A 20,610-nucleotide genomic window follows, 5' to 3' on the forward strand; every position below is an offset into this window, starting at 1 on the left:
TCTCGAAACTGAAGCGTTTCAGGCGCGTTGCTACGCGCTACGAAAAAACCGCACGAAATTACTTCGCTGTCGTCGCTATCGCCGCAACTCTGCTCTGGCTAACATAACTGTCCACGCGACCTAGGCCGGCACGATCTTGCCTGGATTGAAGATGTTCAGCGGATCGAGCGCCTTCTTCAGCGCCCGCATGGCGTCGATCGCCTCGGGCCCAAGCTCGGCTTCGAGATATTTCTGCTTGCCTTGCCCGATGCCGTGCTCGCCGGTGCAGGTGCCACCCATCGCCTGCGCGCGCTCGACCAGGCGATGCATGAATTCCTCGCCACGCGCCATCTCCTCGGCATTGTCGATGTCGCAGACCAGCGAGCAATGGAAATTGCCATCGCCGACATGACCGACGATCGGCGAGAGCAGATTGAGCCGCTTCAGATCCTCTTCGGTCTCGGTGACGCAATCGGCCAATCGCGAGATCGGCACGCAAACGTCGGTCGCCACCACGCCGGAGCCGGGCCGCAGCGCCTTCACCGACCAATAGGCGTCATGCCGCGCCTGCCAGAGCTTTGTGCGGTCCTCGGGCCTGGTGGTCCAGGTGAAACCCAGGCCGCCGCATTCGGAGGCGATCTCCTTGAAGTTCTTCGATTGCTCGGCGACCTCGGCCTCGCTGCCGTGGAACTCAAGCAGCAGCAGCGGCGTCTCCGGCAGCGTCAGTTTCGAATAGGCGTTGCACGCCTTGACCTGCGCCGCATTCAAGAGCTCGATGCGGGCAACGGGAATGCCGGTCTGGATCGCCAGGATCGTCGCCTGGCAGGCGCCGCGCACGGTCTCGAACGAACATGCGGCTGCCGCGATCGTCTCAGGAATGCCGCGCAATTTGATCGTGAGCTCGGAGATGATGCCGAGCGTGCCCTCGGCACCGATGAACAGATGCGTCAGGTCGTAGCCGGCGGACGATTTCTTCGCCCGCGTGCCTGTGGTGATGATCTCGCCGTCGCCGCGCACGACCTTCAGCGCCAGCACGTTCTCCCGCATCGTGCCGTAGCGCACCGCATTGGTGCCGGAGGCGCGCGTCGAGGTCATGCCGCCGAGCGAGGCATCGGCGCCGGGGTCGATCGGGAAGAACAGGCCCTGGTCGCGCAGATGCTCGTTGAGCGCCTTCCGCGTCACGCCGGGCTCGATCACGCAATCGAGGTCTTCGGCGTGCACGGCGAGCACCCGGTTCATGTCGCGCAGATCGATGCAGATGCCGCCGGCCGGCGCATTCACCTGCCCCTCCAGCGAGGTGCCGGTGCCGAAGGCGATCACGGGAACGCGATGTTTGGCGCAGATCCGCACCACATCCTGGATGTCGGCAGTTTCCTGCGCCATCACCACGGCGTCCGGCGGCTGCGGCGGCAGCCATGTCGTGGTGTGGGCGTGCTGGTCGCGCACCGCCTGCGAGGTGATGAGGCGGTTGCCGAAGCGCGCCGCCAGCGCGTCGATCGCGGCCTTGAGGGCCGGCGGCTCCGGACGCGCTGGATTGTTCGAAATCGTAGTCGCCACGTGAAATATCCTCCCGGCTTTAGCCGAGCGTGGCAAACGTTATATAACGGGTCAAGACCGCCAATCGAACTAACAGGGATGGAATAATGACGACCATTAATGCCGCCAGGGACATCAAGTTGCCCTCAGCCCCGTTCCTGTCCTCGGTGATGCAGATCGAGCCGCAATGGATCGACTATAATGGCCACCTCAACATGGCCTATTACAACGTGATGTTCGACCGCGCCATCGACGAGATCTGGCTGCAGCTCGGCATCGGCCCCACCTACAAGAAAGAGCGCCACGGCTCGACCTTTACCGCCGAGTGCCATGTGCGCTATTTGCGCGAGGTCCATCTCGGCGATCCGCTCCAGGTGACGGTCTATCTGCTCGGCGCCGACGACAAGCGGCTGCACACGTTCGAGGAGCTGCGCCACGCGACCGAAGGCTGGATCTCAGCCACCTCCGAAAACATGTCGCTGCATATCGACATGAACTCGCGCAAGGTCGCCCCGTTTCCATCCGATATCCGCGCCCGCATCAAGGCGATCGCGGATATCCATGCATCCATCCCCCGGCCCGAGGGCATCGGGCGCAGCGTGGCGATGCCCGCACGTTAGGCCGGGCCGCCTAGACCCTGGAGCGGCCACGCACCAGGCCGACCACTGCCGAGATCAGGAACAGGATGATGGCGATGAAGAAGATCGCTTTGGCGATCTCGATGGAGACGCCGGCGATGCCGCCGAAGCCCAGGACACCCGCGATCAACGCGATGATCAAGAACGTTACGACCCAGCCTAACATAGCCAAACCCTCTGCTTTCCGTTTCCACCGGCGCGATCGATCATCGCACCAAACTTGAGGAAACAATCCGCCCCCAAAACGAAGGTTCCGGGCCGGAAAACAGCGAAATTTGCCCTGCTCACGGAACAAAACCGCGCTTTGGGTGCGGCCGGATCGGACCTTCGCTGCTGCTGTCACACCTCCTGATAGTCGGCGGGAGCGACCCTGACGTATCCGCCGGCGCGCAGCGACTCGGGCTCGACGATCTCCTCGGCGGGAGCTATCGGCGCGTTGCGCGCAGTCTTCCAATCGCTCTCGAATATCTGCGTGAAGTAATCGCAGACGCCCGGATGAGAGAGCCACACGCCGGCCTCGCGATTCTTGGAGACGGCAGAATCCGACCAGTTCTGCGAACTGACCAGGACATCCTGGCCATCGACCAGGATCATCTTGTTATGGCAATGCACGAAGCGGGTTGTATCGATGTATCGTATGTTCTTGCCGGCCACGAGGCCGAACTGCTGCTTTAACAGCGCCAGGTTTTTCTTCTCGGCGTCGAGATCCTTCTTGCCGAAAATCTTGCCGAGGATGATGCGGATATCGAGCTTCTTGTTCTGCTTTCGCGCGTCCGCAATTGCCGTCAGCAATTTCTGGATGTCGGGCTGCTTGCCACGGACATATTGCTGCTCGATCAGTATCGACTTCTTTGCCGCCCGAAGCTTCCCCGGGATCACCTGCATGTAGTTGTCCGGACTGAGGACCGGCTGAACGGCAAGCGGTTTGGTGAGCTTGAAAGTCTTGCTCGGAAACAGCTTGGCGGGGATCTTCGTCGGCGTCCGCTCGATCATGAAAGCGTTGGCCGCTTCAATGGCCTGAGCCAGCGCTTCCGGTCCCGTCAGCTCAAGATTCATGTCGCTTTCTAGAATGCCGGTGAAGAACTTCGACAGTTTCCTGGAGCGGATCGCCAGGCCCGTATCACGATTGCCGGGCCGGAAGTGGGCGGGATCGCCGCCGTCCTTCACGTTGAGGGGTATGCTGTTCTCGCTGTAGTTGCCGCTCTGCACGATGCACCATTCACCATCGATGACGATCACCTTCTCGTGCGATGAGCTGAAGAAGTGCACCCGATGACTGGCGCACGATGGCGCCGGCACGCCGTCGACCCCGGCATCGTTCAGGTCGTCGAACAGCTCCTGCTCGTCCTTGCTGTCGATATCGAGCATGAGCTTGACCTTGACGCCGCGCGCGAGCGCATCCAGCACGAGCTGCTTGATATACTCGGCGGAAAAGTCATAGATGCCGATCAGGATCGACTTCTTCGCATCGTCAAAGAGCTTCTTGGTCACCGCGAAAGTCGAATCCGGCGAGCAATAGGCGATGATTTCCTGATCGACGTCGACCGCGGGAACCTTGATCTTCTCGTATGCTTCGAGATCGCAGTTGCGCGGAACCATTTCCGGCATGAAGACGTCGGTCCGCACCGGCACCACGCGATCGCCTTCGGCCCGAACGCTCTGCGGTTCGGCAAGAAACGGCCCACGATGCTTGAGCATCGATTGGCGCAATACGAAGCTCGGCATTTTATCCCCCCATGTTTGCGAGAATCATTCCGGTTTGAAAGGCGCGCTCCTGACGCAGACTAGCGGCACCTGGACGTCGCCCTTTTCCGTCGCGACGGTAAGCATGGGAGGCAGCGTCACGTTGGCTTCCGGAGCGACATGCGCGACGACGACCCAGCCGCGCTTGCCGTGATCCTTCCCCGCCTCCACGCCGATGGCGTGGGCGCCGCATTTCAGCAGTTCGCGACTGTTGAGTTCGCGCGCCTTGTTGGCCTGTTGCTCGTTCGCCATCACCAATCCGCATGGCCGGTCCGCTTCTCATGCTTTCACGAAGCGGAACTTCAGCGCCTTCATGACCTCGGCAATCGGATTAAAGATACTCGCGCTACCCGACCCGGCAAAGTGCAGACCGACGATCTTCTTGCTTGCCTTGTCGACGATGATTGTGCCGGAATCGCCAGGCCTCGAATAATGCGTGCACTTCACCTGGTCCAGGAAGCCGATCTTGCCGACGCCCGGATAGGGCATGACGATCCTGAAGTGGACGTCCTGGACTTCGCCATCGGCATCTTCCGACGTCCGTCCGCGCGTGACGATCTTCATCCCGCGCACCGGATTGGTGGTCGCAAAGGGAGAAGCCGCTCCGCGTATGGAAAAATCGATCTTGTCGAGAAAGTCCTGATCGATCTCGGCGAGAGCCGCATCCACGCGGTTGAGAAAATCGTCACCGGTCTTGAACTTCAGGATAGCGGATAATGTCGCGACGACCTGATCCCTGCCGCCATTGTCTGACTCGCCGGGAAAGACGATCTTGTCGCCGACCTTCCCCAATCCGCTCTTGGCAAGCACGTGGGAATTGCTGAGCACGAACAGCTTCTTCCCCTTCTTGACGATAGCCCCAAGGGTTCCCGTATCCGTCAGATTTCCGATGCTATAGCCGCTGAGCAGCGGCGACCTCTGCTTGTTGACCTGGGGCCGAACCCTTCCGATCGCCTGGACATCGGTGAATACCGCCTTGCGACCCGGCACACTCAGAACGGGAGGGATCATCTTCTGGCTCTTCATCCGGCTCTTGGCGACCTTCTTTTCGACGTAGAAGCAGACGCTCAGTTCGCCGGTGTCTTTCTTCTCGGTGATCTTGTCCGCAATTCCGATGCCGACGATGTTGGGATCTTCGAAGATGGTCCGCACGCGCTCAACATGCCTTGCCTCGAGCAGCCCCAAGGATTCCGGCCGGGCGCCCTTCTCGCCGCTGACCAGATTGAGCGCATCAAGCAGTTCCTTCGGAGTGTCGTTCCTTGCCATGACGTCCCCCCAGAGATGCAAGCCAACGAACTCAACAATCTTGAGTTGAGATTCGCATTTTGGCAAGCCCACGCGCCCGCCAGTCAATCGAATCTTGATGAAACTATTGCGATCCCGGCTGGCGTTTTGGCGACGCCCGTGGCACGCCGAAAGCGCGCCTTTTATTGGCCATGCTGCCCTCGCAAATCGGCGGCGCGAATGCCATGTTATCGACTTGAGAATCAAGGACTTCGTTATTGACTGATCTGCGCAAGCCCCTGCCACATGCCCCTGCTCCGGCGGCCTCACCCGTGCCCGGCGGCATCGCTGCGCGCGCCCGTGCGGCAGCAGGCCCGCAATATCTCGCAGGGCTCAATCCGGAGCAGCGCGAGGCAGTGGAGACGCTGGACGGTCCTGTGCTGGTTCTAGCCGGCGCCGGCACTGGCAAGACGCGGGTCTTGACCACCCGCATCGCCCATATCCTGAGCCAGGGCCGCGCGCGGCCGCACGAGATCCTGTCGGTGACCTTCACCAACAAGGCGGCGCGCGAGATGAAGCTGCGGCTCGGCCAGATGCTGGGCCAGGCGGTCGAAGGCATGCCGTGGCTCGGCACCTTCCACTCGATCGCCGGCCGCATCCTGCGCATCCATGCCGAGCTGGTGCAGCTCAAATCCAACTTCACCGTGCTCGATGTCGACGACCAGGTGCGGCTGTTGAAGCAACTGCTGCAGGCGGAGAACATCGACGACAAGCGCTGGCCGGCGCGCATGCTGGCCGGACTGATCGACACCTGGAAGAACCGCGGCCTGACGCCGTCGCAGGTACCAGCCGGCGAAGCCGCGAGCTTCGCCAACGGCAAGGGCGGCAAGCTCTATGCGAGCTATCAGGAACGGCTGAAGATCCTCAACGCCGCCGATTTCGGCGATCTCTTGCTCGAGAACATCCGCCTGTTCCGTGAGAACCCGGATGTGCTCAGGCAATACCAGAGCCGCTTCAAGTTCATCCTGGTCGACGAATATCAGGACACCAACGTCGCGCAGTATCTCTGGCTGCGGCTGCTGTCGCAGGCGCCGTCGCCCCAGTCGTCATTGCCGGCCTTGACCCGGCAATCCATCGCGTCTTCACAAGATGGATCACCGGGTCACGACGCTGCGCGTCGGCCCGGTGATGACGAAGATGCGGCTGCGGCACCCACTTCCCCACCCAAAAACATCTGCTGCGTCGGCGACGACGACCAGTCGATCTACGGCTGGCGCGGCGCCGAGGTCGACAACATCCTGCGCTTCGAGCACGATTTTCCCGGCGCCAAAGTCATTCGGCTCGAGCGCAACTACCGCTCGACCGGCCATATCCTCGCCGCCGCCTCGCATCTGATCGCGCACAATGAAGGCCGGCTCGGCAAGACCCTGCGCACCGAGGACCAGGATGGCGAAAAGGTCACCGTCACCGGTTCCTGGGATTCGGAAGAGGAAGCGCGCGGGATCGGCGAGGAGATCGAGGATCTGCAGCGCGCCGGCGAGAATTTGAACGAGATCGCGATCCTGGTGCGCGCCTCGTTCCAGATGCGCGAGTTCGAAGACCGCTTCGTCACGCTCGGCCTGCAATATCGCGTGATTGGCGGCCCGCGCTTCTATGAGCGTGCCGAAATCCGCGATGCGCTGGCTTACCTGCGCACGATCAACTCGCCGGCCGACGATCTCGCCTTCGAGCGCATCATCAATGTGCCGAAGCGCGGACTTGGCGATGCCACCGTGCAACTCCTGCACGATCACGCCCGCAAGCGCCGCATTCCGCTGTTCGAGGCAGCGCGCGCCGTGGCGGAGACCGACGAATTGAAGCCGAAGGCGCGCGGGAGCTTGCGCGGTGTCGTGCAGCAATTCGACCGCTGGCGGGCGCAGAGCGAGGTGACCTCGCACACGGAATTGGCCGAGATCGTGCTCGACGAGAGCGGCTACACCGAGATGTGGCAGAAGGACCGCTCGGCGGACGCCGCTGGCAGGCTCGACAATCTCAAGGAGCTCATCCGCTCGATGGAGGAGTTCGAGAACCTTCAAGGCTTCCTCGAGCACATTTCGCTGGTGATGGACCGCGACGGCGAAGCCGGCGACGAAGCGGTGTCGCTGATGACGCTGCACTCAGCGAAGGGCCTGGAGTTCGACAACGTCTTCCTGCCCGGCTGGGAGGAGGGCCTGTTTCCAAGCCAGCGCACGCTCGACGAGCAGGGCCGCGCGGGCCTCGAGGAAGAGCGCCGCCTCGCCCATGTCGGGCTGACGCGCGCCCGGCGCCGCGCGAAAATCTATTTCGCCACCAACCGCCGCATCCACGGCACCTGGTCGACCACGATCCCGTCGCGCTTCCTCGACGAACTGCCGGCGCATAATGTCGCGATCACGGAATCCAAGGGCGGCTCCGGCTGGGGCGGCGCCGGCGGCTACGGCCCCTCGCGCTTCGACAATGTCGAAGCCTTCGGCTCGAGCTATACAACACCGGGCTGGCAACGCGCCCAGGCCAACCGCGCCCGCAACCAGAACCGCGGCGGCGGCTCGCGCGGCGGATTCGACGAGGAGCAATCGCCCTTCGGCGGCTTCGGCCGCAACAAGCGCGCCCCCGTGGTGATCGAAGGCGAACTGGTCGCGAAATCCACCGGGACCGTTTCGGAATTCTCGCTCGATGACCGCGTATTCCACCAGAAATTCGGTTACGGCCATGTGGTGAAGATCGACGGCAACAAGCTCACCATCGCTTTCGAGAAAGCCGGTGAGAAAAAGGTGGTCGATAGTTTCGTGGAGCGGGTGTAGGAGAGTGTCCTGCGGGTCGCGCACTTAATGCCGGCAGACAGGCCGTAGGGTCTACATGATCCACAGAGGGTTTTCATGTTGACCAACAGCCGCGAGATCATACGCCGCCTGGAGCGGGAAGGATGGGTACTTGTTCGCGTTACCGGTTCGCACCACGTGTTCAAGAATCCCATATCCGGCGAAACGCTGGTCATTCCGCACCCGAAGAAGGACTTGGGGAAAGGATTGGTGCGCGCCATCTATAAAGGTGCAGGGTGGAAGCCCGATTGAGGTTAGCCATGGCTCACTACGTCGCGATTGTTGAGGACGCCGGACCTGAGCACAGTGTTGGTGTCTGGTTTCCGGATCTGCCCGGCTGCACTTCCGGCGGGGATGATATCGATGAAGCCTTGCGCAATGCGCCGGAGGCTTTGCAGCTCTATGCGGAAAGCCTTGAAAATGACGGCAAGTCGCTGCCGCATCCGCGAACACTGACCGAACTGAGGGCCGATCCGGAGATCGCGAACGACATAAAGACCTACATGGTCGCCCTGATTGAACTACCCGCGCGCGCTCACGCGGCGGAGTGAACTGATCGTCGTTTCGACGGATTGCAGAATCCGCCAAGTGTACCTATGTTCTCGCCGCCCCTCCTCTCGCGCGGCGCAACGTCGCGTTCCCTGTCACATTTCCTGCCAGCTCGTCACCACCAGCCATGTCACCGATCATTTCCGTTTCCAATCTCTCGAAGGTCTATGGCTCCGGCTTCAAGGCGCTGAACAACATCAATCTCGATATCCGACGCGGCGAGATTTTTGCCCTGCTCGGACCAAACGGCGCCGGCAAGACGACGCTGATCAGCATCATCTGCGGCATCGCCAATCCGAGTGAAGGCAACGTCTCGGTCGACGGCCACGACATCATCAAGTCCTACCGCACCGCACGCTCGATGATCGGCCTCGTGCCGCAGGAACTGCACACCGATTCCTTCGAATCGGTATGGGCGACCGTGAGTTTCAGCCGCGGCCTGTTCGGCAAACCGAAGAATCCCGCTCATATCGAGAAGGTGCTGAAGGATCTCTCGCTGTGGGAGAAGAAGGATTCCAAGATCATCACGCTGTCGGGCGGCATGAAGCGCCGCGTGATGATCGCAAAGGCGCTGTCGCACGAGCCGCAGATACTGTTCCTGGACGAGCCGACCGCCGGCGTCGACGTCGAGCTGCGCAAGGGCATGTGGGAAGTCGTGCGGACGCTGCGGGATGCCGGCGTCACCATCATCCTGACCACGCACTACATCGAGGAAGCCGAGGAGATGGCCGACCGCATCGGCGTCATCAACAAGGGCGAGATCATCCTGGTCGAGGACAAGGCCAAGCTGATGGAGAAGCTCGGCAGGAAGCAGCTCAAGCTGCATCTGGCGCACAGGATCGACGCCGTTCCGCCGGCGCTTGCGCCCTATCATCTCGTGCTGTCGGAAGGCGGCACCGAGCTGGTCTACGATTACGACACCGCGGGCGAACGCACCGGCATCACCAGCCTGCTCGGCGATCTCCGCAATGCCGGGATCCGTTTCTCCGACCTTGAGACCAGCCAGTCTTCGCTCGAAGACATCTTCGTCAGCCTGGTGAGAGCGCCATGAACTATCGAGCGATCCGCGCAATCTATTTGTTCGAAATGGCGCGCACCTGGCGCACGCTGTTGCAGAGCATCGTCTCGCCTGTGGTGTCGACCTCGCTTTATTTCGTGGTGTTCGGCGCCGCGATCGGCTCGCGCATCACGGAGGTCGAAGGCGTCAGCTACGGCACCTTCATCGTGCCTGGGCTCGTGATGCTGTCGGTGCTGACGCAGAGCATCGCCAATGCATCCTTCGGCATCTATTTCCCGAAATTCGTCGGCACGATCTATGAAATCCTCTCGGCGCCGATCTCCTATTTCGAGATCATCATCGGCTATGTCGGGGCGGCCGCGACCAAATCGATCGTCCTCGGGCTCATCATCATGGCGACGGCTGGATTGTTCGTGCCGCTGCACATCAATCACCCGATCTGGATGCTGACGTTCCTGGTGCTGACCGCCGTCACCTTCAGCCTGTTCGGCTTCATTATCGGCATCTGGGCCGATGGATTCGAGAAGCTGCAGATGATCCCGATGCTGGTGGTGACGCCGCTGACGTTCCTGGGCGGCAGCTTCTATTCCGTGAACATGCTGCCCTCGGGCTGGCGCACCATCACCCTGCTCAACCCTGTGGTCTACCTGATCTCCGGCTTCCGCTGGAGCTTCTATGGGATCGCCGATGTCGGCGTAGGCCTGAGCCTCGGCATGACCCTGGGCTTCCTCGCCACCTGCCTGGCAATCGTCTGGTGGATCTTCAGGACGGGCTACCGGCTCAAACGTTGATCGCCTCGCGGTCATTTCGGGGCATGCGAAGCATGAACCCGGAATCCAGAGATTGCGGTGCGAGATTCTCCGATGTGCAAGTGCACATCGTAGTTCGCGCTCACGCGCGCCCCGGAATGACGATGTCCCTCACGACGATCAGCGATAGCAGCGGAAATGGCCGGAGCGGGTGTAGTAGCCGCGGCAGCGATGGCCACGGTGCCAACCGCGATTGGGCAGGCCGAGCACGCCGTTGACCGCACCCACGGCACCGCCGACGCCGGCGCCAACCGCACCCCCAACCACGCCGCCGACCGGACCGGCGATCCGATTGCCCTCGTAGGCTCCCTCGTGCGCGCCGCGCACGATGCCTTGGGCATGTCCCAGATGAGGCATCGCAAGCAATGCAAGGATGATGGCGGCGGCCGCAAGCACGAGCCGCGCCGGCGTGACATCAGGCAGCGCCAGCGTCTTGACCTTGGTCTTCTTCATCACAATTCCCAAAAATGCACGGCAAATTATACCGTCAGGCGGGAGTGTGAAACGCCCTTGCGGCCAAATGGTTGCGCGTCTGTGACGAATTCGAGTCGTGTGCTCACACTCGCGAAAAAGTCAGCAGGCCAGCGCCGGATTTCTCCGACGACGCCTTGCTTGTGCCGCTCGTTATATTAACGATGCATGGCCGGGCTACTGGAACCCGAGCCGGATTCCGGGCATAGTGCTTGCCGGGGACGGAGAACCGCGGCGCTGCAATGTTAGGCCTGGAGGGCCAAAGTAAGATGCGTACGTTCCTCGTTGCTTTCACCGCCCTGACGCTGGCTTTTGCCGGCGCCGCACAGGCCAAAGTCGCCATCACCGTCGACAAGGACAACCAGCAGATGACCGTCGCGGTCGACGGCGTTGAGCGGTATCGCTGGCCGGTCTCGACCGGCATCCCCTCCTACGAGACGCCGAACGGCAGCTTCCGCACTTTCCGCATGGAGGAAGACCACTACTCCAAGGAATTCGACGACGCGCCGATGCCGCACTCGATCTTCTTCACCAAGATCGGGCACGCGATCCACGGCACCGATTCCGTCAACCGCCTCGGCAGCCCTGCCTCGCATGGCTGCGTGCGATTGTCGCGCGAACATGCAGCCACGCTCTACGCCCTGGTACAGGAGCAAGGCGTGCTCAACGCCACGGTGACGCTGACCGGCTCCTCGCAGGTGGCGCTCGCGCGGAATCCGAAACGCGGCAACACCGCGGTCGCCCGCCGCGCGCCGCAGTACGAGCAGCAATTTGGCGATGCCGCTGGCGATCCTGTGATGATCACACCGCAACAGCAGCAGCAAATGCCGCAGGTCCGTGCCGACGATGGCTACATCTATCCGGCCGACGGCAGCTCCAATGCGCAGGTGTATCCGGCGCCGCGCAGCCGCCGCGTCTACGATACGCAGACCTATTATCGCCAACCGCAACAACCGCAGCAATATTCCGACCGCTACGCGCCGGCGCCGCAAGGCTATTACTATCCGCCGCGGCCGCGCGGGTTCTTCACTTACCAGGACTGACCAGCGCCGAGTTGGTCGACACGACAGAGCGGGATGGCTGCGTCATCTCGCTCTTTTTTCTTCTGCGCCCAATTTCCATGCCTAATCTTTGCCTGTGCGCGAACGCCTCGCATTCCCCTGAAACTCCGCTTTACGCCAATGCGATCCTGCACGTCCGGATCGTGCATGATCCTCATCAACACGCCTGCGTGAGCCCAAATTGACAACGCCCGCCGTGTCCGTATTGTGTCTAGTTGTTTCGCTGGATTTCCCATGACACAAGAAGAAATATCCGGTTTTTGCGTGGATTCGCTTGCGAAAGTGCTGCGGATCGCCAAGGACCGGATCAAGACCGATACCAAGTTCAACCGGCTCGGGCTCGACTCGGCGATGGTCGTCTATGTCATGATGGAACTCGAGGAGAAGCTCGACCTCGAGCTTTCGACCGACGACTTCTACGACTATCCGACCGTCGACGCGCTGTCGCGTTACCTCGCTGAAAAGCTCGCAGCCCGCTCCGCTGCCTGACCCCTAATCGTCGCCGGATATCATTGACCAAGATGGAGACGTTTTCCTCGCTGGTGGCGCTGCTGGCAAAGCGGGCGGAAACGCAGCCCGATGCGCGCGCCTACGTCTTCCTCTCCGACCGCGGGGCGGAGGAAGCCATCCTCACCTTTCGCGAGCTGCATGACGCTGCCCGCGTGCTGGCGGCGCGGCTTGGCGAAGTCACCCGGCCGGGCGATCGCGCGATGCTGGTGTTTCCGCCCGGTCTCGAATTCGTCGTCGCCTTCTTCGGCTGCCTGATCGCGCGTGTGATCGCAGTGCCGATGATGATGCCACGGCGGCAGAGTGCGCGCGACTCCAGCGCCGCGATCATGGCCAATTGCGAACCTGCAATCGCGCTCACCAGTTCGGCCTTCGCCATCCGCGGCGATCTGCAGGAGCGGTTTTCGCGCGAAGGCCTGCAGTGGCTGGCCGTCGATCTCGACACGACGCCGGCGCAGCCTGCGGCCGATCTGCCGCTTCCAGCGCGAGAGGATATCGCCTTCCTCCAATACACCTCGGGCTCGACGTCCGAGCCGAAGGGCGTCGCCGTCAGCCACGGCAACCTGCTCGCCAATCTCGAGATGATCCGCATCTCGCTCGGCAACACCGAGCAGTCGACCTATGTCAATTGGGTGCCTCTCTATCACGACATGGGGCTGATCCTGAACACGCTGGAGGCGCTCTATGTCGGAGCGCTCTGCGTGCTGATGGCGCCGAACGCCTTCACCCAGCGCCCACTCAACTGGCTGCGCGCGATCAGCGACTATCGCGCCGAGGTCGCCTGCTGCCCGAATTTCGGCTACGATCTCTGCGTCAGCCGCTACCGCGCCGAGCAGATGCAGGGCGTCGATCTCTCCTCCTGGAAGATCGCGCTCAACGGCGCCGAGCCGGTGCACGCCGAGACGATCAAGCAATTCATCGAGACCTTCGCCGCTCACGGCTTCGATCCCCGCGCCGCGTTCCCGGCCTATGGCATGGCGGAAGCGACGCTCTTGATCTCCGGCGGCAGCCGCGGCGCCGGCCATGTGACGCGCGACGTTAGCCGCGCCGCGCTGCAGGCGCATCGGGCCGAAGCGCCGGCTGATGCGGCGGATAGCCAGACGCTGGTCGGCTGCGGCCGCGCGCTCGAAGGCGAGCGGATCGCGATCGTCGATCCCGACACCTGCGCGCGCCTGCCCGTGGACCAGGTCGGCGAGGTCTGGGTCAACGGTGCCAACGTCGCGGGCGCCTATTGGAAGAATCCGGAAGCGACCCGGACCGGCCTGCACGCGCGCATCGCGGGCGATGACGACGGCGCGAGCTGGCTGCGCACCGGCGACCTCGGCTTCCTGGATCGGACGGGTGAAGTCTTCATCACCGGACGGATCAAGGACTTGATCATCGTCCGCGGCATCAACCACTATCCGCAGGATCTCGAGCGCACGGTGCAGGCGGCACATGCCGCGCTGCGGGCCAATTGCGGCGCGGCGTTCTCCGTCAGCGACGAGCACGGCGACGAAACGCTTGTCGTCGTGCAGGAGGTCGAGCGCACCGAACGCAACCGGATCGACGGCGCCGAGATGAAGGGCCTGATCCGCGAGCACGTCACCGACCAGCACGAATTGTTCGCGCGCCATATCGTGTTGATCCGGCCGGGCACGCTGCCGAAGACCACCAGCGGCAAGATCCAGCGCAGTCTGGCGCGCCGGCTGTGGTCCGAAGGCCGGTTCGAGGATCTCGCCGCCGACGCGGATTGACTCGCTCTTGCCGTCATCGTCCGGCTTGACCGGACGATCCAGTATTCCAGAGGCAGTAGTGCTTGAGCCGAGAGGCCGCTGGTTACTGGATGCCCCCGCCGGAGCTTGTCGTCGGCCTCGCCGAAGGCGAGACCCGGTGGCGGAGCATGACAAGAAGAACGATCATCAGAAGTCGATCTTCGCCGCTTCGCCATCGCGGATACTGGCGACGATGCCCTCCTGTATCTTGCTAGCGATGCTCGGGCGGTAGTGGATGAAATCGGCAAAATTCGCGCGATCGCGGGTCAGCGCATTGTCGATGCGGTAGTTGATGAAATTGCTGTTCGGCCGACCGGCCACGACGCGCTTCAGAGCCGCGTTGCAAGCCTCACGGTCGGCCGCAGCGGGCGTGCCGGGCTGCGGCATCTTGCTTTGCAGGGTCGGCGGCACGACGATGACGACGCTGGTCTCGGGCGAAAGTTTCTTGACGAGCGCATCGAGCCGCGCGACCTCGGGAAGCGTCTCGCGCTCCGCGTCGGTGGCCGCAAGCGGCGGATCGCGCGGCGCGTTAGTCTCGCGGAAGGTGCCTGGCAGCCAGATATCCTCGTAGCTGAAGAAGCCGGAGGGGTCCCGGAGCCGGTGCCATCCGAGACCGATCGATATCCGCTGGAAGGCGTGCTCGATCGCTGGCCATGACAGCAAGCGAGCCGCATAGGCGATCCGGCTTTGGTCATAGAGCCAATCCGGGAACGCGCCCGGCGGCGACTGCGCCGGAACGTGAGCGCACCAATAGGGATCGACGACGAAGACCAGCGCTCCCACCCGCGGGTGATTGCGCAGGAACAAATCGAGCGCCGTGAGCTGCTCCTGCGGATTGGCGCCGGTCAGATAGAGCTGCACGAAGCGCAGCCCGGTCGCCTTGGACAACTCGGCCGGCTGCAGCATCTGCGCCGTCGAATTGCCGATGATGGCAGAATCGAAATTAGGATCGCGCGCGCGGCTCGGCGTTGCCGTGAAGGTATTGTGGTCGTCGACGCCTCTGATCCCGAGCAGGCCGAACTTGCCGGTGTCATAGGGATCGACCAGGATCATCAGCGCGTAGACCAGCACCAAGCCGATCACGAGCGTCCTGACGCAGTTGGCCAGGCAACGCCCCCATTCGGGCGACGTATCAGAACTGGTAGTAGGCGAAGCCACGAACGTTCCCTTCTCCGAGCAAGATCAGGATAGCAAGCAAGCCGAGGCCGCCCACCACGCCAAGCCAGGGTCGCGGCCGCTGCATCACGCGTTCGACCATGTCCTGGGTCGCCGGCAGCAGGAAAGCCATCAACGGGACAATCACGAGCGGCCACAAACGCTTCCCTTCGGACAGATTGGGCGCAACGGCGAGGCCGTGGAAGATGTTCAACGCCGCATCGAGCGTGCCGGCGCGGAAGAACACGCCGGTCAGAAGCACGAAGATCACCGTCAGCGCCCATCCGGCGAGCGCGGGCAGCCGCGGCCCGTAGCGGCGCCACAGCGAGCAGACCACCAGCGCCAAGCCATGCAGCGTGCCCCACAGCACGAAGGTCCAATTCGCGCCGTGCCAGAGGCCGCACAGCGCCATGGTCAGCACCATCACCGCGAAATATTGCAGTTGGTAGAAGCGCCGCGGCACCATGCGCTTGTTGGCGAGCGGAAAGAACAGATATTCGCGCAGGAATGTCATCAAGGTGATGTGCCAGCGCTGCCAGAAATCCTGGATGCTGGTGGAGCGGAACGGCGCATCGAAATTGTACGGCAGCTTGACGCCGAACAACAGGCCGAGCCCGACCGCGATGTCGGAATAGCCGGCGAAGTCGTAGAGGATCTGGATGCCGAAGGCGAGCGCGAGCCATGCGTCGCCATTGCTCACCGGCCCTTCGAGCGCCCGCGCATAGATCGGATCGATCAGCCGCGCAATACGGTCGCCAAGCAGGATCTTTTCGACGAGCCCGATCAGGATGAAGGCGATGCCGACGCAGAACTGGCGCTGCCAGCCCGGCACATAGACCTTCTTGCCGAACTGCTCCATCACCTGCGACCAGCGCACCAGCGGTCCGGCCAGCGCCTGCGGGAAGAAGGAGATGTAAAGCGCGTAGCGGTTCAGTGAATAGGTCGGCGCCTTTCCCTTGCGCAGATCGACCAGGTACATGATGTGGTGGAAGGTGAAGAAGGAGATGCCGAGCGGCAGCACGATGTCGAGCACGGGCATCGGCCGCCCCAGCGCAAGGCCGATATTGTAGGCGAGGAAGTTGGCGTATTTGAACCAGCCGAGGACGCCGAGATTGGCAACGATCGCAGCGGTGATGATCCACGGCATCTTGGTCCTGGCATAGGTCATCGCCGCAATCCAGTTGATCAGGATCGACAGGATCAGGAGCAGGACGAAGGGCGGATTGCCGTAGGCGTAGAACACCAGCGACATCGCAACGAGCGTCCAGATCCGCCACTGCGGATGCGGATCGACAAATCGATAGATCAGGATTGCCGCCGGCAGGAAACCCAGCAGGAAGGGGTAGTCGTTGAACAGCATCAGCCGGCAATCTCAGGCATGACCCGGGTTACTCACCTTATCCGCCGGAAGCCGACGACTATCCGTGCTCGAGCTCGGCCACGTCGGGCGCCGGCTCGTGCAGCCGGCGCAGCGCGATCTTCTCCGCACTCGGCATCTTGACGTTCCAGGCCAGTCCCAGCGCGGCAAGCACTCGGATGAAGAGATAGCCCGGATCGAACTCGAACCATCGCAACCCGAACGCCGCCGAATAAGGAAAGGCATGGTGATTGTCGTGCCACCCCTCGCCCCACGCCAACCATGCCATTACGCCGAGATTGCGGCTGTTGTCACCCCGGGTGCGGTAGGGACGTGCGCCAAACGTGTGCATGACCGAGTTGATCGCCGACATCGCCTGTTCGACCGCGAACATGCGCGCCACGCCGCCCCAGAGGAACCCGGCCACCGCGCCCCATAGGCTGCCGGCGACCAACCCGCCAATGGCGGTCGGGATCAGCAGCCCCACCAGCACCCAGGCGTAATAGTAGCTGTTGACCCGGACCAGCACCGGCTGCGCCATCAGGTCCGGAACGTAATGGGCGACATTCGGATAATCATGCTCGATCATCCAGGTCAAATGCGCATGCAGGAAGCCGCGCAGACGGCCGAGGAGGCTCCCGCCATGCAGATTGGGCGAATGCAGGTCGCCCTCGTGATCGCTGAGTTCGTGGTGGCGACGATGCATGGCGGCCCAGGATACCATCGCCCCCCGCCCGGCCATCGAGCCCATGATGATCAGCATCGCGCTCACGGCTGTCCCGGTTGTGAAGGCGCGGTGCGTGAACAACCGGTGATAGCCGACGGTGAGGCCGAGGCCTGTGACCAGCCACATCGCGAAGAACAGGCTGATTTCGAGCGCCCCGATCGGGCGATAGAACAGGGCGCCAAGCGCGATCAATGTCCCGATGAATGGCAATACATCGAACAGAATAAAATGCTGCCGCTGCAATCGATGAAAATGCCGGCTCCGGATAATCCGATGGTCGCGCATGAATAATGGAACAATTGGGAAACAAGTTCCATCAGTATAGAGTCGGCCCCCGCCCGCAACCATTGCGACGGATTTGCCCTGCAGATCGCGAACGCGGGCGGCGGGTGTTGCAAAAATATCGAGCTCACTACTCGCCGTCGCGCAATCGCCGGTAAACCGCGCCCAGGATGTTGGAATAGTCGTCGGTCCAGACCCGCTGCTTTTCATCGGCCTCGGTTTCGGTCCACGAGTCGGACGAGGCGAGCTTGCCGACATCGGCCTCCTCGCGGGCGGAGATCACGACCGAGGTCGAGAAAATGTACTCGCTGTCACGGCCGGAATCCTCGCTGTAGACCCAGCTCTTGAGGTCGTTGGCCTCGGCGATGCCGACCACGACGCTGGAAAGCTCGAGGTGGCGGTTGGAGACGTGCATCACCACCGCGCCCTGCGGCGCCAGCTTGGCCTTGTAGATCGCCATCGCCTCCTCCGTCGCCAGATGGATCGGGATCGCGTCGGACGAATAGGCATCGACGATGATGAGGTCGTAGATGCCATCAGGCTCGCGAGCGAAGGTGAGCCTGGCATCGCCGATCACCGGCTTCAAGTCAGGGGCGCAATTCTGGATGTAGGTGAAATATTTCGGATCGCGCGCGGTATCGACCATGGTCTGGTCGATCTCGAAGAACTTCCATTGTTCGCCCGGCTCTGCGGCGCAGGTGAGCGTGCCTGAGCCGAGTCCGATCACGGCCACCTTAAGCGGAGCGCCCTTGCGCTCGCGCATCGCCGCGATCGTCTGCCCGATGCCGCCGTCCTTGTGATAGTACGTAATGGGTTCGGGCCGGCCGGTTACCGGCGTGCCGTTGTCGTTCTTGAAGCGCTCGGCGCCGTGAATGGTGGTGCCGTGCATCAGCACGTGATATTGGCCGTTCGGCGTCACCACGATCTTGTGCACGCCGAAGAAACTGCGGACGGTCTCGACCCGGCCGTTATCGGAGGGGTAAGCGCGCAACAGCAGCAGCGCCACCACGACGGTCGCGAAGATCTTCCAGCGGCTCGCGTTGAGCGTAAGCGCCAGCAGCGCCGAGAGCACGCCGACCGCGCCGATCACCCACGACCGCCGCTCGTCGAGCCAGTTGAACAGCGTCCCGGTTGAATAGGACGGCACGATCAGCGCGACCGCGAGCACGGCAAGGAACGGCCAGTACCAGGCACTCCAGCGCGGCAGCCGCTCTCCCCCGCCGGACGGCCGGCACAGCGCGGCGAGCGCCAGCAGGATCGGGTATTCCGCCACCCAGGAGAAGGCAAACGGCGCGATCAGGCCTGCGAACAGGCCGCCGACCATGCCGCCGAACGACAGCGCCACGTAGAAGCCGGTGAGGTATTTTGCTGCCGGCCGGGTCCGCGCCAATTCACCATGGCAAGCCATCGCGATGATGAAAAAGGCGAGTTGGTGACCGCCCAGCGTCAGCAGCAGACTCTGTTCGCCACCAACCGCAAGCAGGATGACGACGCACGCAATTGCGATTGGCTGCGCGCGCAGCATGAACTCATGCGAAAACAGCGGGCGCGACTGGAACACCAGCACCCAGGTCAGGAGGTAAAGCGACAGCGGCAAGACCCAGAGCAGCGGCGCTGCCGCAACGTCGGTCGAGATGTGCGCGGTCACGGCGATCAGAAGGCCCGAAGGCACCGCGGCAAGGAAGATCCAGCGCAAACGCAACAGCCAGGAGGGTGCCGGCGCATCGGCATCATCGACCGGCAAATTCAGCGCCGCCGCGCTCGCGGACGAACGCATCAACAGCACGCCGCAACCCGCGATCAAGAGGATCAGCAAGCCATAACCGCCGGTCCAGATCAGGTTCTGCGTGCGCAGCGTGAACATCGGCTCCAGCAGCACCGGATAGGACAGCAGCGCCAGAAAGCTGCCGATGTTCGAGGATGCGTAGAGGAAGTACGGATCCGGACCGTTGGGATGGCCGGTGCGTACAAACCAGGCCTGCAGCAGCGGGTTGTTGGCGGCGAGCGCGAAGAAAGGCAGCCCGATCGAGACCGCGAACAGGCCGAGCAACCAGAACGCGTAACCTGAGGTCGGTGGATCGCCCCAGCCGCTCTGGATCGCGAGCGGCAGCGTCAGCATGGCCGCGACCAAAAGCAAGAGATGCACCGCGACCGGAGCCGCGCGGCTCTTCAGCTTCATCAAATAATGCGCGTAGGCGTAGCCCGCGAGCAGCAGCGACTGGAAGAACACCATCGCCACCGACCACACCGCCGGTGAGCCGCCGAGCCGCGGCAGCACCATCTTGGTGAACAGCGGCTGCACCGAGAACAACAGGAGCGCGCTGACGAAGATCGCGGTGGTGTAGACGATCAACACCAGCCGGTTTCGCGCGGCGGACGGCTTGGAAATCATGAAAGCTCCGGCTTGGGCCCGGCGGACGCCGCCGGCGAGATTTCCGGCGCATGCACGCCAGAGGTTTCAATTGAGCATATGACGGTATGGCGGGCAATGTAACCCGGTCACGTGGACTTGACGATATGCCAGTGCGGAGCGACATGCCGGACGATCCAGTAGGATGAGTAGAGCCCAGCGAAACCCATCGCGATGGAGCAAGCCGCGCGATGATGGGTTTCGCTGCGCTCTACCCATCCTACGTCTGATTCAGACAGCGAATATGAGTCCGCATTCTCGCGACGCGTTGCGTCCGAGCTTTGCTTCACTTTCCACCCTCCTCGAAACACAGAGGGCGCAGGGAAAGCCGGGTGCTGGTTGCACCCATGGGTCCCGTGCAACAAAAAGCACGGGGGTAGGACCACAGGTTCAACCGAAGCATTCCGGCTTTCCCTGCGCGATGGTTTTACGGCTTCCTTCGTGCTCTCCCCGGTGACCGGCTATCCGATTCACACATTTTTGAGCCTCAAAGTGGTGCCGTATTTGATGCGACGGAAGGCTTCGAGGCCCAGGCGCATCACCTTTGGACCAG

The 20,610-nt window shown here is 62.5% G+C and carries 19 protein-coding genes and 1 pseudogene; 10 read left to right on the forward strand and 10 right to left on the reverse strand.

What is annotated here, in order from left to right; translation table 11 throughout:
- Positions 1–107 (forward strand): annotated as a pseudogene (locus tag ACZIRK_RS42130) (IS5/IS1182 family transposase); the annotation flags it as partial.
- 13 nt (positions 108–120) lie between these two features.
- Here the strand turns inward: ACZIRK_RS42130 and ACZIRK_RS42135 are convergent.
- Positions 121–1,536 (reverse strand): FAD-binding oxidoreductase, encoded by a 1,416-nt coding sequence (locus ACZIRK_RS42135; RefSeq protein WP_474419559.1) that lies wholly within the window; start codon positions 1,534–1,536, stop codon positions 121–123.
- 86 nt (positions 1,537–1,622) lie between these two features.
- Between ACZIRK_RS42135 and ACZIRK_RS42140 the strand changes: the two genes are divergently transcribed.
- A complete protein-coding gene (locus tag ACZIRK_RS42140) occupies positions 1,623–2,135 on the forward strand; it encodes a thioesterase family protein (protein ID WP_474419561.1) in 513 nt (170 codons plus the stop codon).
- 10 nt (positions 2,136–2,145) lie between these two features.
- On the opposite strand, the gene ACZIRK_RS42145 is transcribed toward ACZIRK_RS42140, so the two are convergent.
- The 4 genes from ACZIRK_RS42145 to ACZIRK_RS42160 form a co-directional block, all read right to left on the reverse strand.
- On the reverse strand, positions 2,146–2,319 hold the full coding sequence (locus ACZIRK_RS42145; protein ID WP_027578166.1) for a DUF1328 domain-containing protein: 174 nt from the start codon (positions 2,317–2,319) through the stop codon (positions 2,146–2,148).
- A 173-nt stretch (positions 2,320–2,492) separates the two neighbouring features.
- The gene (locus tag ACZIRK_RS42150; RefSeq protein ID WP_474419562.1) at positions 2,493–3,878 is read right to left on the reverse strand and encodes a phospholipase D-like domain-containing protein; all 1,386 of its coding nucleotides are present in this window, start codon (positions 3,876–3,878) and stop codon (positions 2,493–2,495) included.
- A 24-nt stretch (positions 3,879–3,902) separates the two neighbouring features.
- The gene (locus ACZIRK_RS42155; protein WP_474419563.1) at positions 3,903–4,148 is read right to left on the reverse strand and encodes a hypothetical protein; all 246 of its coding nucleotides are present in this window, start codon (positions 4,146–4,148) and stop codon (positions 3,903–3,905) included.
- A gap of 27 nt (positions 4,149–4,175) precedes the next feature.
- Positions 4,176–5,162, reverse strand: coding sequence for a chymotrypsin family serine protease (locus ACZIRK_RS42160; protein ID WP_474419565.1), 987 nt, complete (start codon positions 5,160–5,162; stop codon positions 4,176–4,178).
- Between the two features lie 245 nt (positions 5,163–5,407).
- Between ACZIRK_RS42160 and ACZIRK_RS42165 the strand changes: the two genes are divergently transcribed.
- The 5 genes from ACZIRK_RS42165 to ACZIRK_RS42185 all read left to right on the forward strand — a co-directional run bounded on the left by ACZIRK_RS42165 (position 5,408) and on the right by ACZIRK_RS42185 (position 10,315).
- Entirely contained in the window at positions 5,408–7,939 is a 2,532-nt protein-coding gene (locus ACZIRK_RS42165; protein ID WP_474419573.1) for an ATP-dependent helicase, read from the forward strand.
- A gap of 75 nt (positions 7,940–8,014) precedes the next feature.
- Positions 8,015–8,209, forward strand: coding sequence for a type II toxin-antitoxin system HicA family toxin (locus ACZIRK_RS42170; RefSeq protein WP_028168843.1), 195 nt, complete (start codon positions 8,015–8,017; stop codon positions 8,207–8,209).
- An 8-nt stretch (positions 8,210–8,217) separates the two neighbouring features.
- Complete coding sequence (locus tag ACZIRK_RS42175) at positions 8,218–8,508, forward strand: type II toxin-antitoxin system HicB family antitoxin (RefSeq protein ID WP_028168844.1); 291 nt, start codon at positions 8,218–8,220, stop codon at positions 8,506–8,508.
- Positions 8,509–8,633: 125 nt separating this feature from the next.
- Complete coding sequence (locus tag ACZIRK_RS42180; RefSeq protein ID WP_474419567.1) at positions 8,634–9,557, forward strand: ABC transporter ATP-binding protein; 924 nt, start codon at positions 8,634–8,636, stop codon at positions 9,555–9,557.
- Positions 9,554–10,315, forward strand: a complete 762-nt coding sequence (locus tag ACZIRK_RS42185) for an ABC transporter permease (RefSeq protein WP_028168846.1) — start codon at positions 9,554–9,556, stop codon at positions 10,313–10,315. Before ACZIRK_RS42180 ends, ACZIRK_RS42185 begins: the two co-directional genes overlap by 4 nt.
- A gap of 138 nt (positions 10,316–10,453) precedes the next feature.
- On the opposite strand, the gene ACZIRK_RS42190 is transcribed toward ACZIRK_RS42185, so the two are convergent.
- Positions 10,454–10,786, reverse strand: coding sequence for a hypothetical protein (locus tag ACZIRK_RS42190; RefSeq protein WP_208828427.1), 333 nt, complete (start codon positions 10,784–10,786; stop codon positions 10,454–10,456).
- Positions 10,787–11,073: 287 nt separating this feature from the next.
- Between ACZIRK_RS42190 and ACZIRK_RS42195 the strand changes: the two genes are divergently transcribed.
- The 3 genes from ACZIRK_RS42195 to ACZIRK_RS42205 all read left to right on the forward strand — a co-directional run bounded on the left by ACZIRK_RS42195 (position 11,074) and on the right by ACZIRK_RS42205 (position 14,108).
- Entirely contained in the window at positions 11,074–11,847 is a 774-nt protein-coding gene (locus ACZIRK_RS42195; protein WP_130230547.1) for a L,D-transpeptidase, read from the forward strand.
- 252 nt (positions 11,848–12,099) lie between these two features.
- Positions 12,100–12,354, forward strand: coding sequence for an acyl carrier protein (locus tag ACZIRK_RS42200; protein ID WP_028168850.1), 255 nt, complete (start codon positions 12,100–12,102; stop codon positions 12,352–12,354).
- Positions 12,355–12,386: 32 nt separating this feature from the next.
- Positions 12,387–14,108: a fatty acyl-AMP ligase gene (locus ACZIRK_RS42205; RefSeq protein WP_474419574.1), complete on the forward strand. Its 1,722-nt coding sequence runs from the start codon at positions 12,387–12,389 to the stop codon at positions 14,106–14,108.
- A 165-nt stretch (positions 14,109–14,273) separates the two neighbouring features.
- Here the strand turns inward: ACZIRK_RS42205 and ACZIRK_RS42210 are convergent, their stop codons facing one another.
- The 4 genes from ACZIRK_RS42210 to ACZIRK_RS42225 form a co-directional block, all read right to left on the reverse strand.
- Positions 14,274–15,284 (reverse strand): hypothetical protein, encoded by a 1,011-nt coding sequence (locus ACZIRK_RS42210; protein WP_474419568.1) that lies wholly within the window; start codon positions 15,282–15,284, stop codon positions 14,274–14,276.
- A complete protein-coding gene (locus tag ACZIRK_RS42215) occupies positions 15,259–16,641 on the reverse strand; it encodes an MBOAT family O-acyltransferase (RefSeq protein ID WP_474419569.1) in 1,383 nt (460 codons plus the stop codon). The genes ACZIRK_RS42210 and ACZIRK_RS42215 overlap by 26 nt, the downstream gene beginning before the upstream one ends.
- A gap of 58 nt (positions 16,642–16,699) precedes the next feature.
- Positions 16,700–17,608, reverse strand: coding sequence for an acyl-CoA desaturase (locus ACZIRK_RS42220; protein WP_474419571.1), 909 nt, complete (start codon positions 17,606–17,608; stop codon positions 16,700–16,702).
- Between the two features lie 169 nt (positions 17,609–17,777).
- Positions 17,778–20,039, reverse strand: coding sequence for a fused MFS/spermidine synthase (locus tag ACZIRK_RS42225; protein WP_130230553.1), 2,262 nt, complete (start codon positions 20,037–20,039; stop codon positions 17,778–17,780).
- Positions 20,040–20,610 lie beyond the last annotated feature (571 nt).

It is taken from the genome of Bradyrhizobium sp. Leo114 (genome assembly GCF_055229415.2).

Coding starts and splice junctions, on each gene's coding strand:
- ACZIRK_RS42140 (WP_474419561.1), top strand. CDS start 1,623: ATGACGACCATTAATGCCGCCAGGGACATCAAGTTGCCCTCAGCCCCG.
- ACZIRK_RS42145 (WP_027578166.1), bottom strand. CDS start 2,319: ATGTTAGGCTGGGTCGTAACGTTCTTGATCATCGCGTTGATCGCGGGT.
- ACZIRK_RS42150 (WP_474419562.1), bottom strand. CDS start 3,878: ATGCCGAGCTTCGTATTGCGCCAATCGATGCTCAAGCATCGTGGGCCG.
- ACZIRK_RS42155 (WP_474419563.1), bottom strand. CDS start 4,148: ATGGCGAACGAGCAACAGGCCAACAAGGCGCGCGAACTCAACAGTCGC.
- ACZIRK_RS42160 (WP_474419565.1), bottom strand. CDS start 5,162: ATGGCAAGGAACGACACTCCGAAGGAACTGCTTGATGCGCTCAATCTG.
- ACZIRK_RS42170 (WP_028168843.1), top strand. CDS start 8,015: ATGTTGACCAACAGCCGCGAGATCATACGCCGCCTGGAGCGGGAAGGA.
- ACZIRK_RS42175 (WP_028168844.1), top strand. CDS start 8,218: ATGGCTCACTACGTCGCGATTGTTGAGGACGCCGGACCTGAGCACAGT.
- ACZIRK_RS42180 (WP_474419567.1), top strand. CDS start 8,634: ATGTCACCGATCATTTCCGTTTCCAATCTCTCGAAGGTCTATGGCTCC.
- ACZIRK_RS42185 (WP_028168846.1), top strand. CDS start 9,554: ATGAACTATCGAGCGATCCGCGCAATCTATTTGTTCGAAATGGCGCGC.
- ACZIRK_RS42190 (WP_208828427.1), bottom strand. CDS start 10,786: ATGAAGAAGACCAAGGTCAAGACGCTGGCGCTGCCTGATGTCACGCCG.
- ACZIRK_RS42195 (WP_130230547.1), top strand. CDS start 11,074: ATGCGTACGTTCCTCGTTGCTTTCACCGCCCTGACGCTGGCTTTTGCC.
- ACZIRK_RS42200 (WP_028168850.1), top strand. CDS start 12,100: ATGACACAAGAAGAAATATCCGGTTTTTGCGTGGATTCGCTTGCGAAA.
- ACZIRK_RS42205 (WP_474419574.1), top strand. CDS start 12,387: ATGGAGACGTTTTCCTCGCTGGTGGCGCTGCTGGCAAAGCGGGCGGAA.
- ACZIRK_RS42215 (WP_474419569.1), bottom strand. CDS start 16,641: ATGCTGTTCAACGACTACCCCTTCCTGCTGGGTTTCCTGCCGGCGGCA.
- ACZIRK_RS42225 (WP_130230553.1), bottom strand. CDS start 20,039: ATGATTTCCAAGCCGTCCGCCGCGCGAAACCGGCTGGTGTTGATCGTC.